This is a genomic window from Methanofastidiosum sp., assembly GCA_035362715.1.
Classification (GTDB): Archaea; Methanobacteriota_B; Thermococci; order Methanofastidiosales; family Methanofastidiosaceae; genus Methanofastidiosum.
The window spans coordinates 55,991-71,711 of sequence record DAOSDU010000001.1 but is presented as its reverse complement, the minus strand read 5'-3'; the positions used below and the strand labels follow the sequence as shown (position 1 = coordinate 71,711).

Here is a 15,721-nt window from a genome sequence, read left to right as displayed (position 1 = left end):
ACCCTTTATAAGTTTTTCTAATATTTAATAAAAAATTAAAACAATATACGTTAATAATATATAATTGTCGGATAATGTTCTAAAAAAAATATTTTATTAAGTAGAATACTTTAAAAGTAATTCTGAAAGGTCAATGACTTCCATTTCTGAAGCATCCTTTAGATTTCTCTTACAGAAAGGGCAGGTAGATACTATAACATCTGCTTTAACTTCCTTTGCATCATTAATTCTTTCATTAGCCATGGCAATAGATAATTCCCAAAATAGTGATTTCACTCCACCACCCGCGCCACAGCATCTTGAGTCTTCCTTCACTCTTTTCATTTCCACAAATTCGACATTGGGAAGTTCTTTAATTATTTCCCTTGGTTCGTCATATATCTTAAGATGTCTGCCCATGTGGCAAGGGTCATGGAAAGTCAATTTCAGCTTTTTTCCGTTCTTCAATTTTAATCTTCTTTCTTTGATAAGTTCAAGGAAGTATTGCGATGAATGAAGAAGTTTTAGATTTCTATCTCCAAAGTTTGGGTAATCCTTAATAAATGTTCTAAGACAACCAGCACACGAAAATATGACAGTATCGACTCCGGTCTGTTTAATCTTCTCTAAATTTTCTTTTGCAAGCTCTTTAGCAATTTCTTTATTTCCAGTCCTAAGTGCAACTGAACCGCAGCAAACTTCATCGACAAGAGCATATGAAACATTTGCTTTATCAAGGAGTTTCATTGTAGAGTCGGCGATGCCTTTTTCTCGATATAATCCCATGCAACCTCTGAAATATACAACTTCATTTCCTTTCTTCAATTGTTTTGGAGAATATTCATTAAAAGGATTTTTAGAATTTTTTATATTTTCAATTATTTTTTCATGAGTTGGGAAATTCATTCCACTTGAAGAAACATTTTCTCTTAGCCTTTCCGAATAATCTGCATTTCCGATATCAACGGGGCATGATACTTGACAGTTATTGCACGTAGTGCAGAAAAATAGTCCATTCTCTAAAGATGCGTCTTGATCTTCCAAAAAATAAGATGCAGAAGTTCCTCTCCCACCAAGATACCCTTTGTAACCATACTCGTTTCCCACGACATGGTATACTGGGCAGTCTAGAAGACAGTTACCGCATCCTATACAGTAGAATAGATTTTTGTAGCCCTTTTCAAAAGCTTCAGTTCTTCCATTATCGACTAGAACTAAAATGACTTCTCCAGGTCCCTGCATTCCCTTGAAAAGCATTTTTTCTATATCGGCCGTCTTTGATATTCCTGCAATAATTTCAATATATGATGTGATAGAAGCTCCAGTAGCGTAATATGTGCAGAGCTTTAGCATGTTAATAGCTTCTTCAATATTGGGATAAAGCTTATCTATCGAAGTCACAATTATATGTTTTTTCTCCCTCATTTGCACAAGATTAATATTGCCTTCATTGTTTATTATTATGGCAGCGCCTTCTTCAGCACATATCGCATTTGCACCAGTAATACCTATCTTTGCCTTTTCTATATAATTTCTGATTTTTTCTTTTCCTATTTTTGTAAGAACAAGAGGGTCAGGTTCGAAATTTTCTCCAAAAGCCTCAGAGAATATCTTTGCAATATCATATCTCGAAAGGTGGCATGCGGGACCGGTAGGGTGTGCAGGTTTTTCTGTAGAAAGTTGAATTATGTAATCTCCAAGGTCTGTTTCAATAACTTCAATTCCCCTTTCTTCTAATTTTTCATGAAGGCATATTTCTTTCGTGACATTTGATTTAGACTTTACTACTAATTTCTCTTCACCTATCTCTTTTAGTATAAAGTCAATAGCATCCTCTTTGGTCTTGGAGTAGAATACTTTGAAACCATTTTTTTCAAAATTTTTTATAGCTTGACAAAGAAGATCTTTATTCCCAATTGAAAAGTCTCTAGATTTTTTTAATCTTTCCTTTCTCTGATCTAAATCAGGGAATAAAAATTTATTATCATTTTGTCTATCTCTTGTTGTTTTGAATGCCTTTCTTAATGCAATAAGTTTTTCCTTATTTTTTAAAGGTGTATCAATTTTATTTTTTAGATAATCTTCAGTGACCACTCTGGACTAGAATTAAACCTATATTATAAGTTTTACTACATAGTCGCTCAAGAATCAAATACCAAAAGTTTTAAATATATATTCATAAAAATCGGATGATGTGGTTAATACTTTCGATATTACTTTCAAGGCATATCGAAAGTTTTATAAAAGTGTTGAATATTAGTCAAAATCAAATATAAATATTGAGATTAGTTCCAAATACTATCTTAAAAATATGGAGGCAGTTAAATGGATGTCAAAGTTTACAAAAACTATGTAAACGGAAAATGGATCGAACCTGAAAACAACGGATATGTTGATATTGTTAATCCAAGTAATGGAGATATAATTGCAAAAGCACCTCTTTCAACAAAAGCCGAAGCAGATAAGGCTATTGAGGCTGCTCACAAAGCTTTCAAATCTTGGAGCAAAACCCCTGGACCAAGGAGGGCTAAACCATTATTTGAATTAAGAAAAATATTCATGGACAACGAAGAAGAAATATCCAGAATATTAGTTGAAGAAATGGGAAAATCTTTACCTGACGCAAGGGCAGAGATGAAAAGGTCTTTTGAGAATATAGAAGTTGCATGTGCAATGCCAATGCTTCAACAAGGGGATAAATTAGTAGATAGCTCTTTTGGAATTGACGGTGAAGTTCTAAGATTGCCCATGGGAGTTTTTACCATGGTAGCACCATTTAACTTCCCTGCAATGGTTCCATTTTGGTTTATACCTTATGCAATTGCAACTGGAAATACAATAGTCGTTAAACCATCAAAACAAGTCCCAGGGACAATGGTAAAAATCACTGAATATATAGATAAGATTGGACTCCCGCCAGGTGTATTCAATCTTGTTAATGGTGACAGAGTAGTTGCTGATGCATTTATTGACCATCCAAATGTAAAGGGATTCTCTCTTGTAGGGTCTACAAACGTATGCAGAACTGTAGCCGAAAAATGTGCAAGAAACAATAAGAGATTCCAGGCAATGGGAAGTGCTAAAAATCATCTTGTAGCAATGCCAGATGCAAAAGTGGACGAAGTCGTAAGAAATATGCTTACTTCGTGCTTTGGTTGCGCTGGGCAGAGATGTATGGCCTCTTCAGTACTTGTTGGTGTCGGAGACGAAATGTACAAAACAATTTGTGACAAATTCGTTAATGAAGCAAAGGACGTTATTTTAGCAAACCCACTAGATCCAAAATATGCCGAGGAGCCATTAGTAATGGGGCCAGTTATATCTAAAAAGGCATACGACTTTATTTACAAAATGATTGATGTTGGAATCAAGGAAGGGGCAAAACTTCTTTTAGATGGAAGAGGTGCTAAAGTACAAGGTCACGAAAAGGGATTCTTCATTGGGCCAACAGTCTTTGCAGATGTAAAGGAAGGCATGGAAATACATAAGACAGAAATCTTTGGGCCAGTAGTCTGCATAATGAAGGCAAAGAATCTTGATGAAGCTATAGGAATAATCAACAGACATCAGTACGGTAACGGTGCATCAATTTACACACAAAACGGATACTGGGCTAGAAAATTCAAGTTAGAAGCAGAAGCTGGAATGATCGGAGTTAACATAGGCATACCTGCTCCTGTAGCATTCTTGCCATTTGGGGGAATGAAGAACTCTCAGTTTGCAGATATAAAGGCACAGAGCAAAGCAATTGTGAATTTCTATACTGAAGATAAAATCATCACAGAAAGATTCTGGCCAGAAAAAGATTAAAATTTTTATTTATTATTTTTAATATTTAGATATCAACACGGATATCCTCTTTTATCTTTTTTATTATAACATGCGTATTTGATCTTTCAATCTCTTTCATTGAGATAAATGTTTCAACAATCCTATTGAGGTCTTCTTTATCTTTTGCTCTTATTAAAACAACAAAATCATGCTCACCTATTAAAAAATATACTCCCCAAACACCTTGAATATTCTTGAGTTTATCTCCTATATATTCAACGTATCCTGGATTGTAGTGAGCTCTTATCAAAGATACGGCAAGAATCCCCATACCCACTTTTTCAGGATCTACTATGGCTGAAAATTTTTTTATGATGCCTTTTTCTTTTAAATTCATGACCCTGTAATGGATTGTTGATTTTGAAACGCCTAGTTCTTTACCTAGTGATTCAAAACTAATTTCTGAATTATCTTGTAAAGCGTTCAATATTTTTATATCAATTTCATCTAATTTATCGTTTTCCATGACTAACTTAAATCAATGTTCATTTAAAAGATTATTTATGGATAAATATGTGCCAGAAAAAGAATGGATTAATAAAATCTTATTTTCTTAATTTTATATTCTTCGTTTGATATTTCGAAAGTAACTGTTATGGCAACATTATCTCTAGTTTCAAATATGCCTTTATAATGAATTAAGACGCCATTCTCAATTGGCTTGACATCATATACTTCTCGAGATATATATTTTCCTGGATTTTTATAGAATCCCTTTGTAAAATTTAAAAAAGCACTTTCAGGAAATGACTTTTTGTATGAAGCAGTATAGTATTCTGTAAATTTGTCATAATTGTTTTCATTTAATCCTTCCATAGTTCTATCCATAATTGGATCTGTTATTTTTATTGCTGATTCTTTATCAAAATCCTTGATTACTGTGCATCCTGCAAATAGTATTATAAGCGACAATAGCAAAAAAACAATTAATTTCTTCATATACTTGCTTAGATGATTTACTTTTAAGACTTATTGAGAAATTTTATCTAAATTAGGAAACAATTAATTTTATAAATATGTTATAAATTTCAGCGTCAAGTGAAATTGAATGCATCTACTATTTCTAATAGGGATTGGAGGTTTCATAGGGGCAATCCTAAGGTATCTGATAAGTGGCTGGGCTCAAAATGGAGCTACGACATTTCCATTGGGCACATTAACAGTTAATGTGTTAGGAAGCTTTATTTTAAGTTCGATTCTTTTTATCTCTGAATATAGGGGGGTCATAAGTGATGAAACAAGAATATTTCTAACTATAGGCCTTCTAGGGGCTTTCACGACTATGTCAACTTTTAGCTATGAGTCGTTTAGATTATTAGAATCTAGGGATTTTTTTTACTTTACTCTCAACATTATAGGCACTATCTTTTTAACTATGTTTGCCATATACATGGGTAAGATTTTAGTAATAACGTTGGGAGGCGTTAAATGAAAAAAGAATCTGAGGCAACGCTCCTTAGGATTTTTATTGGTGAATCTGATAGATATGAAGGAAAGCCATTACATAGATACCTTGTTGAATTATTCAGAAAAGAAGGATTGGCAGGTGCCACAGTACTAAGGGGTGTAGAGGGATTTGGGAAAAATAGCAGATTTCGTACTACTTCTATCCTAAGATTATCAACAGATTTGCCTATAGTAGTTGAAGTTGTTGACTCAAAGGAGAGAATTGATAGAATTAAACCATTACTTAACGATATAATCAAGCAAGGACTAATTACTGAGGAAAAAGTCAGAATTATAATGTACGAAGGTAGCGAAAAGGAAAATATATCTTATAACGAATATTAATCCCGATTATTCTCATCAATAATAATTTATATTCTAAAATAATTAATAATACAAATTTTCAAGGGTCTTAAAAAATAATTATAAGCGCCGAGGAAGGGATTTGAACCCTTGTGGTGGCGAGCACCAGCGGTTTTCGAGACCGCCGCCTTACCTAGCTAGACTACCTCGGCCTAAAATGGTATTCTGAAATTCTTTCCAGAGTAGACTGCACTTTCTCCTAGATATTCTTCTATCCTTAGTAATCTATTGTATTTTGCACAACGTTCGCTTCTAGAGGGGGCTCCTGTTTTTATTTGTCCAGATGATATCCCAACAGCAATATCTGCTATCATTGTATCTTCAGTTTCACCACTTCTGTGGCTCACAACAACGGAATAACCGCTTCTATATGCAAGACTTGCAGTATCAATAGCTTCTGTAAGAGAACCTATTTGATTTACTTTTAATAGTAGGGAGTTACAAGCTCCTTTTTTTATGCCCATTGACAATCTATTCTTGTTAGTAACAAAAAGATCATCACCCACAATTTGTATTTTTTTGCCTAACTTTTTTGTTATCTCTACAAACCCTTCAAAGTCATCTTCTGCCATTGGATCTTCTATCGAAATAATTGGATATTTTGAGCTTACATCTGCAAATAAATCAACTAAATCTCCGGAGCTCATCTTCTTTCCCATTGTATTGTAAGTATTTGTTTTCTCATCATAGAATGTAGAAGATGCAGTATCTAGTGCAATTTTAACAACATCTTTATACGATAGCTCTTCAAGAGTTGACATTATTACTTCCAGAGGTTCAGATATTTCTTTCATTGGAGGGGCATATCCTCCTTCATCCCCCACATTAGTTGAACTCCTCCCATATTTTTTTGCAATGATTTTTTTCATATGATGATAAACTTCAGCACAAATTCTCAAAGCCTCTGAAAAAGAGTTAGCGCCTACTGGCATTATCATGAATTCTTGGAAATCAAGTTCATTTCCAGCATGTTCTCCACCATTTATTACATTCATCATAGGTACTGGTAGAATATAGGTGTTTAACCCACCAATATACTGGTAAAGAGGAATATTAATTGTATCCGCAGCACATCTTGCAGCAGCAAGAGAAACAGACAATATGGCATTGGCACCAAAATTATTTTTATTTTCCGTTCCGTCTTCTTCTATCATTACTCTGTCTATTTCCCTCTGTTTTCTGATATCCATTCCTATTAGTAAAGGAGTAATAGTTTCATTAACATTTCTGACAGTGTTCAAAACGCCTTTTCCACCATATCGATCATTTTTATCTCTGAGCTCTAAAGCTTCATGTTTTCCAGTTGAAGCGCCAGAAGGAACTATCGCTGAACCATAACCCCCTCCCGTAATAATTTCTGTTTCAATAGTTGGATTTCCTCGGGAATCTAGAACTTCTCGAGCTTTTATGTCTATAATCTCAAACATCTCAAAATCTTTTGCACTGAGCATCAAAACACCTTCATTAATTTAATAAATAGGTAAATTTTAAGGTTTTCCATGAACATTGAAGGTCTTCCCCTCACAAAAGGAGATATTTGTCTTCTTCAATCAAAGGGATATAGCAAATTATATCCTCCTCAAGAAGAGGCGGTTATTAAAGGTCTTCTATCGGATAAAAATCTTATTCTCGCAATACCTACTGCATCAGGTAAAACCCTAATCGCAATTCTAGCTATCTTAAAATCACTAAAAGAAGGCAAGAAGGCCATATATTTAGTACCATTAAGAGCATTAGCCGATGAAAAATATAGGGAATTCAAAGAATTGGGATTGAACGTCGGGATATCAACGGGAGATTATGATCATCTTGATTATACCCTAAAAAAATATTCTGTATTAATCCTAACTATTGAACGTTGTGATTCTCTTTTAAGAAATGATACTGATTTTTTCAATGATTTTTCATTAGTTATTTATGATGAAATTCACTTAATCGATTCTCCCAACAGGGGAGCAACACTTGAGATAGTTATTTCAAAGTTATCAGATAAAAGAATAATCGGATTATCTGCAACAATCTCAAATGCAGATGAAATAGCTTCATGGCTAAAAGCAGTTTTAGTGAAATCTGAATGGAGACCCGTACCTTTGAAGAAAGGAGTTCTCCTAAATAAGATAATATTTTTTGAAAATGAAGAAAAAGATATTGGGCCTGTAGAAGACCCAGTTTACCAGTTATCAAAAGATTCTATAGATGACGAAGGCCAGGTTTTAATTTTTGTAAATAGTAGAAGAGCAGCCGAATCTACATCAGAAAAGCTCGCAAAAAGATTTTCTATACTTAATAACGAAGGAGGATTTTCAGATACTACATCTGGCAAGAAGCTAGAAAAATTATTTCGGCATGGGATAGGATTTCATCACGCTGGTTTATTATCCGAAGACAGAAAAAAAGTTGAAGATTTTTTCATTAATAATTTAATAAAAATCATCGTAGCAACTCCTACTCTTGCAGCTGGCGTAAATCTACCTGCAAGGAGAGTTATAATAAAGGATTATTTTCGATTTGATTCAAATTTTGGATCAATAAAGATACCTAGAATTGAAATAGCCCAAATGATGGGGAGGGCTGGAAGGCCAAAATATGATTCTACTGGTGAGGCTATATTAATTGCAAAAAGAGAAGAAGAAAAAGATTTTTTGTTTAAAGAATATATAGAATCTGAACCCTTCCCAATATCGTCAAAACTTGCAACTGAAGGTGGATTAAGGGCACATGTTCTTTCTCTTATTGCATCAGAATTCGTTAAAGACAGAGGAGACCTACACAATTTCTTCAATAGAACATTTTATGCCTTTAAGGAAGATCCTGAATTAATTGTTCCCTTAATCGATAAGAACCTTGATTTTTTAATAGAAAATAGCCTTTTAGAAAAAGATTTTTCATCAACTCCTTTGGGTTCTGTAGTCTCAAAACTATACATTGACCCTAAATCTGCAATTATAATGAGAGATGGCATACTGAAAGACAGATTTAATGATATAGGAATCCTTCATTTACTATGTGCTACTCCTGATATGCCAACGCTTTACTTAAGAAAAAAAGAGTTTGAAGTTTATCATGAAGCACTTTCAGAGTTCTGGGAGAAGATTATTACAGATATTCCTGATTCCACTTACGAAGAAGCAGAATTTGAATTTTTCATATCCCAATTCAAAACGGCAATGCTTTTTTATGATTGGATAAACGAAGAAAAAGAAGAGGTATTAGTATTAAAATATGGGATTGGCGAGGGAGATTTACAGAGACTTAGAGATAATATGGATTGGCTTTTGTATTCACTTGAAAGAATAGGCCATATATTTAGGAGAAATGTTTCCCAAATAAAAACTTTAAGAACGAGAGTCAAATATGGTATTAAAGAAGAATTAATAGATCTTGTTGAACTAAAAGGTATTGGAAGGATAAGAGCCAGAAGATTATATAACGAGGGAATAAAAAATAGAAATATGGTGAACATCGATAATCTACCTTCTATTAAAAAAATATTGGGAGAAAGAATTTCCGAAGCTCTAGTTTCTGGAAAACATTATGATGAAAGAGGATTAAAGCAAACTAAGATAGACGAATTTTAGAAAAATAAACCATAAGTTTAAATAATATATTCACTTATAAACATTATATTTTAATGATTAAAGAGGGATATATATGGATTTAATGTCGGGTGCTGAAGGTCAGTTTACCAATAAACTATTAGTGGATATTTCTGGTACGATAAAAGGATTTGTAAAAAATGTTGACATTGAGATGGTCGAAGGTAAAATTCTTATTCATATGAAACTTGGGCAGAGTGCCGAGAGTTATGGCCTTTCTCGTTCAGAATCAAAACTTTTGAGATTTGAAACAAAGATAACTTTGGTAGCAGATGAAATAGTATCTGTAGGAAAAGATTGTATAGTGGTATCAAAGGGGAAACTTCCTCCATTAGAAGAAATAAAAAAAGCGAAAATGTACAAAGCAGAAAATGATAGTCTGAAAATAAAGCTCAACGAGTTAAATGATGAAGTTGAAAACTCATTAAGAAAACTGAAAGTCTTAAAAGAAGATAAATCTGAACTTGAATTTAAATTGAATAAAATGCTTAAAATGGAAGAAGAATTTAACGAATTAAGACTGAAATGTGCAAAACAAGAGGGAGAACTAGAAGCATCTAAAAGATTTATTCAAAAACTTGATGCTAACGATCCCATAATCAAATCTTCTCCATTTGTTGTTTCTGAACCATCGTACAAACCAATTGAAGATGAGATTGAAGAAACACTTGATCTAGATAAACAAACTAAATTTGATGAGATAATGAAGGACGAATTTGCTCTTTTTGGAGAAGAAGAGAAGTTAGAAGATGAACCAAGAGAGTTAAATTTTACAAAAGAAAGAAATATTTCGGTAAACGAAACTTCTACTGATGGTGACGAATGTGTATCTAACAATTCATTTGGGAAAGAAAATCCATTCAAGAAATTTAGTAAAGAATATAAAAAAGAGGACGACCTATAAAATATATTAAAAGCCTAATAGTTCTGCCCCAAAAATCTGTAATAGTATGCCGACTACAATGACGAAAACACAGATCACGACTACTATTTCAGGACGGATTTTTAATCCTCCTTCATCTTCATCAAAATATCTGATGAGTCCAGCACCAGTTGCGGGCATAGCACCCCCAACAGCCTGCGGTTTTCTCTTTACCATATAATCACTAACAAAAAAAAGTTTATTCATTATATAAATTTATCGTAATGAGGGAGTAAAATGAATTTAGACGAAATTATAATAAGGGATTTCTTAAAATTCAGTATACCTAGCGATAGGGCCCTTGCAATAGAAACAATGAAGAAAAATGATATATCTGAGCTAATCGCATTAAAAGAAGGCACTGACACATTTCTTGGTATTATTACTATTAATGACATACTTTCAAAACCAGAAGAAGAACAATTGGCCTTAATAATGAGGAGAGAAATCCCAGTTATAAATAAGAAAGATAATATTGAAAAAGTCATTTCATTATTTTTAAGTGGAGATTTTTATTATCTGCCCATAGTCGATAATGGCAATGTTATTGGTATTATCTCTTTAAAACAACTACTTCCTTTAGTCAGTAAAAAGTATAAACTTAAAAAATCAATCACCGAGTATATCGATCACAATTATTTTATGAGCGTATGGGAAAAAACTCCCACGTATATTGCTTCTAAAGTAATGTTGAACTTTAAAGTTTCATTTCTTGGCGTTCTTGACGAAAAAGGAAAATTTGTAGGGTTATTAGATACGACAGATATGATTCATTCAGGAGAAATAATAAGTGGGATAACCGAATCAGATGCTACAAAAGGCGAGTCTGGAGATGATTGGGATTGGAACTGGAAATCCTCAGTGCTAATAGGCACTAGTAATTTCTATTTGCCAAATAAACCAGTTTCAAACTATTTGAAAAAGGAATATTCGACAATTAATCAGAATTTATCAATATCTCAAGCTATTGAAACGCTTCAAAAAGACGGAACAAGATATATTGCCGTAATTGGGGAAGATAATGCGCTTATTGGTATCCTGAGAGATGTTGACATTCTCAAGGCTTTTAAAGGCTTAATCTAGCCAGATTATAAGAGAAACATTTATATGCAATCTTAAGACAACAACTTTAAATTTTGAAGGGGTAAAAATGGTAGAAACCATTATCAATGACAGTGTTATAGAGAGAGTTTCAGAAATTGCTAGATTAAAGCTTTCTGATAAAGAAAAAGAAAAATTCCGCGAAGAATTTGAGAGAATTCTTGAAGAATTTTCAATTATTGATGAGATTAAAGTTGGCGAAAAAGAACTTTATTATGTAGTAGAAAACGTCAATGTTTTGAGAAAAGATTCAGAACCAAAACCCTTCAATAATATTAATAGAATTAGATCTAACTTTAATAAAATAGAAGACGATTTTATAGTCGTTCCAAGAAATCTTTGATTTAGTGATATCATGTTTACTAGAGATCTCATTGAGGATTTATTATCCAAGTCAGTAGAAGAACATCTTCATAAAAAAATTGAAGAGATTGAAAAAAGGAATAAGGAAATAAACGCTTTTATTACCTTGGGTACCGAGGAAGCCGAAAAATCTTCAAAGGAAATCCAAAAAAAAATAAATAATGGAACTCAGGGAAAGCTTTCTGGTCTTGTTGTTTCTATTAAAGATAATATTGCAGTCTATAATACTAGAATGACTTGTGGTTCAAAAGTATTGGAGAATTATATAGCGCCCTACGATGCAACTGTTACTAACTTGATTAAGAAGGAAGATGGAATCATAATTGGTAAGTGTAACATGGATGAATTTGCATGTGGCTCAGATGGGACTTCTTCTTATTTTGGGCCAACTAAAAATCCTAGAAATATTGATTATGTGCCTGGGGGGAGTTCTTCAGGAAGTGCAGCCTCAGTTGCTGCTGATTTTTCTGATCTATCTATAGGTAGCGATACAGGCGGTTCAATAAGATGCCCCGCAAGTTTTTGTGGGGTATATGGTTTCAAACCAAGTTATGGATTAGTTTCTAGATATGGTCTTTCCGATATGGCCATGAGTCTAGAAGGCCCAGGCCCTTTTGCAAAAGATACTTATGGAATAGCACTTTTACTTGACGTCATTTCTGGTAAAGACCCCAGAGATACTGTAACTGTTCAAAGTAATAACTCATACCTCAAAACAGTTGAAAACTTCAAAGATGGCGATATTAAAAACATGAAAATTGCATACGCTAAAGAGTTCTTTGAAGGGGTAGATGAAAACATAAAAAACATGATACTTGACAAAATTGGAATGCTTGAATCCCAAGGCGCAAGAATAGAAGAAGTTTCCCTTCCAAATATTAAATACTCTATACCTATATACTATTTAGTTGTGTTCAGTGAGTTTTCATCAGCAATGTCGAAATTTGATGGATTTAAATACGGCCATTATGCAGGAGGCCAAGATATAGTAGAAGCCGTTTCTAATACAAGAGAAACTTCAATGGGGACTGAAGTCAAGAGAAGGGTTCTGCTTGGAACATTTATAACAATGGAAGAGTTTAAAGGAAGATGGTACACAAAAGCTTTGAAGGCAAGAAGCGCCATTAAAGAGGATTTTAAAAGAATTTTTAATTCATATGATTTACTTATTGGCCCAACTATGCCTACGCTCCCTTGGAAAATAGGAGAAAGAATCTCCGATCCCCTAGCTATGTATTCTTCAGACATACTTACTGTGAGTGCAAATCTTGCAGGTATTTGCGCCTCAAGTCAGCCTGTCGGCGAAGTAAAAGGTCTTCCCGTGGGATTACAACTTCACGCCGATAGCTTATCTGAATCTAAATTGCTTAAAGGCATGAGGGCAGTAGAAATAGCATGCGGGGGAATGTAATTGCAGATTCACGAAGACAAATACAAAGATTTGAACCTAAAAATAGGTCTTGAAATACATGTCCAATTGAAAACTAATCAAAAGATTTTTTGTGAGTGCTCATCAGACTATATTAATTCCCCTCCAAACAATAATATTTGCCCAATATGCACGTCACAACCTGGATCAAAGCCTATGGGGATAAATGAAACGGCATTAGAAAATCTCCTAAAAATAGGTTTATTCTTAGGTTGCAAAGCATACGAAAAACCTTTCTATGTCCAAAGAAAACATTATTTTTATCCTGATCTACCTTCAAACTATCAGAGGACATCCCAACCTATTTTAGGAAACGGTGTCTTTATGGGCGTTGGCATATGGGAGATACATATTGAAGAAGACCCAGGTAGGTACGAACTCAGAGAGGGTAAAGTTGACTTTAACAGATCGGGTGTACCCCTGGCAGAAATAGTAACTGCACCCGATATAAAATCCCCTGAGTATGCAAGAGAATTTTTGAGAGACCTTTTGTTATCCCTTGAATATTTAGGTGTGATAAGAGGAGAATCAGGATCCATTAGAGCAGATGTTAACATCTCGATAATGGGTGGAAATAGAATTGAAATAAAAAATGTCAACTCTGTGAAGGGTATCTACAAAGCTTTGAAATATGAGATTGTTAGGCAGAAAGCTGTTCTACAGAGAGGCGGAACAATAACGATGGAGACAAGGCATTTTGATGAAGCAAGCATGATAACTAAAACCTTGAGGAAAAAAGAAACAGTTGCTGACTATAGGTATATCCCTGACCCAGATCTAGTTCCAGTTTATATTAGCCCTGAGATGCTAAATGAAATTGAGTCAGTACTCCCAGAATCCCCTCATGCGAAAAAGAAGAGATTTATGGAAGAATATTCATTAGGGGAAGAAATAGTTGATTCTTTGATATCTGATCTTTATCTATCTGATTTATTTGAAGAGTCTGCAAAAAATTCAAATCCTCTTGAAGCGGGTAAGTGGTGCGCAACTGAACTTAAACGAAGATTAAATGAAAAAAACTTGTCAGTTTCAACATCAAAAATTAACCCAAAACACATATCTGATATGGTAGGATTCATCGAAAGAGGAGAACTTTCTGTGAAAAATGCTAAGTGGATTATTGAAGATGCTGTTGATAGTGGTGAAGAAATCCCAGTGCTCATGGATAAAAAGAACTTTTATCAGATTAGTTCTGAGGATACATTAGTTGAAATAATAGAAAAGGTTATAGCTGATAATCCAAAAGCTGTTTTAGACTTTAAATCTGGAAATCAAAATGCATTACACTTTTTATTTGGCAAAGTTGTCAATGAAACAGAAGGCAGGGCAGAACCTTCAAAAACAATAAAATTACTTAAAGATAAATTATGTGCGGTGGCTTAAATGCTTAAAAGAACATGTTATTCAAATAATTTAAAAGATGGCGAGGAAATTGTACTCGCTGGATGGGTTCATGAGAGAAGGGACCTCGGCGGGATTAAATTCATTTTATTAAGAGATAGAGAGGGAATTGCCCAGATTACTGCACCTAAAAAGAAAGTCTCTGAAGAGATTTTTAAATTAATGGATTCTTTAGGGAGAGAATGGATCATTGCAGTTAAAGGAAATACAAAAGCATCCCCCCAAGCTCCAGGTGGGCTTGAAGTGATACCTAGCGAAATAGAAATAATAAATATGGCAGAAGCAAATCTTCCACTTGACCCATCTGAAAAAGTTGATGCGGATATTGACACAAGACTCGACAACAGATTCATGGATATACGAAAACCAAGAGTAACTGCTATTTTTAAGATTAGAAGTGAAATCTTAAGGGCTGCAAGAGAGTACCTTTTGAGCCAAGCATTTGTAGAAATTCAAACTCCAAAGATAAGCGCTTCAGGAACTGAAGGTGGAACCGAACTTTTTCCACTCTCATATTTCGAAAGAGAAGCTTTTCTAGCACAGTCTCCCCAGCTATACAAACAGACTATGATGGCTACTGGGATGGACAGAGTTTTCGAGATGGCTCACTACTTTAGAGCTGAAGAGTCCAACACACGAAGGCACCTTTCAGAATCTGATGCTGTAGATATAGAAATGTCATTTATTGAAAACGAAGACGATGTAATCTATATCCTTGAGAATCTAGTTTCTCACATCTTGAAATGCGTTAACGATACTAAAAAGAATGAACTCGCTTTATTGGGTGTCGAAGTAAATATTCCTTCTACACCTTTTAGAAGAGTCAAATATGAAGAGGCAATATCTCTTCTTCAAGAAAGTGGATTTAATGTACACTATGGTGAAGATTTAGGTACAGAATCAGAAAAAGCTTTAGGAAATATTGTCAAAGAAAAATATGGTGATGATCTTTACTTCTTGACAAAATACCCCCTATCCACTAAACCATTTTATACTAACTTTGATGGCGAGATAGCAAGAGCATTTGATTTGGACTATAAAGGTGTTGAAATAAGTTCAGGTGGTCAGAGGATTCATAATGTAGAAGTTCTTAAAACAAGAATAAAAGAAAAAGGACTGCCTGTATCATCCTTTGAAGCATATCTCAAGCCTTTTAGATATGGAATGCCGCCACATGGTGGATTTGGTCTTGGTATAGATAGGCTCATAATGCAGATGCTTAACCTAGAGAATATACGAGAGGGCGTGTTATTCCCTCACGATAGAAGAAGACTTGAACCATAGAATATT

The 15,721-nt window shown here is 34.0% G+C and carries 15 protein-coding genes and 1 tRNA gene; 10 read left to right on the top strand and 6 right to left on the bottom strand.

Features of this window, described 5'->3' with window-relative positions; genetic code table 11:
- Positions 1-96 precede the first annotated feature (96 nt).
- Positions 97-2,073: an LUD domain-containing protein gene (locus PLI06_00360; protein ID HOI76050.1), complete on the bottom strand. Its 1,977-nt coding sequence runs from the start codon at positions 2,071-2,073 to the stop codon at positions 97-99.
- A 231-nt stretch (positions 2,074-2,304) separates the two neighbouring features.
- Between PLI06_00360 and mmsA the strand changes: the two genes are divergently transcribed.
- Positions 2,305-3,789, top strand: coding sequence for a CoA-acylating methylmalonate-semialdehyde dehydrogenase (gene mmsA / locus PLI06_00355; protein HOI76049.1), 1,485 nt, complete (start codon positions 2,305-2,307; stop codon positions 3,787-3,789).
- A 25-nt stretch (positions 3,790-3,814) separates the two neighbouring features.
- On the opposite strand, the gene PLI06_00350 is transcribed toward mmsA, so the two are convergent.
- Both PLI06_00350 and PLI06_00345 read right to left on the bottom strand, forming a co-directional pair.
- Entirely contained in the window at positions 3,815-4,276 is a 462-nt protein-coding gene (locus PLI06_00350; GenBank protein ID HOI76048.1) for an Lrp/AsnC family transcriptional regulator, read from the bottom strand.
- A gap of 68 nt (positions 4,277-4,344) precedes the next feature.
- Positions 4,345-4,749: a DUF3887 domain-containing protein gene (locus tag PLI06_00345; GenBank protein HOI76047.1), complete on the bottom strand. Its 405-nt coding sequence runs from the start codon at positions 4,747-4,749 to the stop codon at positions 4,345-4,347.
- Positions 4,750-4,858: 109 nt separating this feature from the next.
- On the opposite strand from PLI06_00345, the gene crcB reads away from it, so the two are divergent.
- Positions 4,859-5,242, top strand: a complete 384-nt coding sequence (gene crcB / locus PLI06_00340; GenBank protein HOI76046.1) for a fluoride efflux transporter CrcB — start codon at positions 4,859-4,861, stop codon at positions 5,240-5,242.
- Positions 5,239-5,601 (top strand): DUF190 domain-containing protein, encoded by a 363-nt coding sequence (locus tag PLI06_00335; protein ID HOI76045.1) that lies wholly within the window; start codon positions 5,239-5,241, stop codon positions 5,599-5,601. Before crcB ends, PLI06_00335 begins: the two co-directional genes overlap by 4 nt.
- Before the next feature lie 85 nt (positions 5,602-5,686).
- On the opposite strand, the gene PLI06_00330 is transcribed toward PLI06_00335, so the two are convergent.
- Together PLI06_00330 and eno are read right to left on the bottom strand one after the other, a co-directional pair.
- Positions 5,687-5,771 (bottom strand) — tRNA-Ser (locus PLI06_00330).
- Positions 5,772-7,046, bottom strand: a complete 1,275-nt coding sequence (gene eno, locus PLI06_00325) for a phosphopyruvate hydratase (protein ID HOI76044.1) — start codon at positions 7,044-7,046, stop codon at positions 5,772-5,774.
- 72 nt (positions 7,047-7,118) lie between these two features.
- Here eno and PLI06_00320 point away from each other — a divergent pair, with 72 nt between their 5' ends.
- Together PLI06_00320 and PLI06_00315 are read left to right on the top strand one after the other, a co-directional pair.
- Positions 7,119-9,197, top strand: coding sequence for a DEAD/DEAH box helicase (locus tag PLI06_00320; GenBank protein ID HOI76043.1), 2,079 nt, complete (start codon positions 7,119-7,121; stop codon positions 9,195-9,197).
- A 73-nt stretch (positions 9,198-9,270) separates the two neighbouring features.
- Positions 9,271-10,119 carry a hypothetical protein gene (locus PLI06_00315; GenBank protein HOI76042.1) on the top strand — a complete coding sequence of 283 codons (849 nt, stop codon included), beginning with the start codon at positions 9,271-9,273 and terminating at the stop codon, positions 10,117-10,119.
- 6 nt (positions 10,120-10,125) lie between these two features.
- On the opposite strand, the gene PLI06_00310 is transcribed toward PLI06_00315, so the two are convergent.
- Positions 10,126-10,314, bottom strand: coding sequence for a preprotein translocase subunit Sec61beta (locus PLI06_00310; protein HOI76041.1), 189 nt, complete (start codon positions 10,312-10,314; stop codon positions 10,126-10,128).
- A gap of 60 nt (positions 10,315-10,374) precedes the next feature.
- Between PLI06_00310 and PLI06_00305 the strand changes: the two genes are divergently transcribed.
- From PLI06_00305 to aspS, 5 genes are all read left to right on the top strand, one after another.
- A complete protein-coding gene (locus PLI06_00305; protein ID HOI76040.1) occupies positions 10,375-11,220 on the top strand; it encodes a CBS domain-containing protein in 846 nt (281 codons plus the stop codon).
- Positions 11,221-11,287: 67 nt separating this feature from the next.
- The gene (gene gatC, locus PLI06_00300) at positions 11,288-11,581 is read left to right on the top strand and encodes an Asp-tRNA(Asn)/Glu-tRNA(Gln) amidotransferase subunit GatC (GenBank protein HOI76039.1); all 294 of its coding nucleotides are present in this window, start codon (positions 11,288-11,290) and stop codon (positions 11,579-11,581) included.
- Positions 11,582-11,593: 12 nt separating this feature from the next.
- A complete protein-coding gene (gene gatA / locus PLI06_00295) occupies positions 11,594-13,012 on the top strand; it encodes an Asp-tRNA(Asn)/Glu-tRNA(Gln) amidotransferase subunit GatA (protein ID HOI76038.1) in 1,419 nt (472 codons plus the stop codon).
- Complete coding sequence (gene gatB / locus PLI06_00290) at positions 13,013-14,413, top strand: Asp-tRNA(Asn)/Glu-tRNA(Gln) amidotransferase subunit GatB (GenBank protein HOI76037.1); 1,401 nt, start codon at positions 13,013-13,015, stop codon at positions 14,411-14,413.
- On the top strand, positions 14,414-15,715 hold the full coding sequence (aspS, locus tag PLI06_00285) for an aspartate--tRNA(Asn) ligase (protein HOI76036.1): 1,302 nt from the start codon (positions 14,414-14,416) through the stop codon (positions 15,713-15,715).
- Positions 15,716-15,721 lie beyond the last annotated feature (6 nt).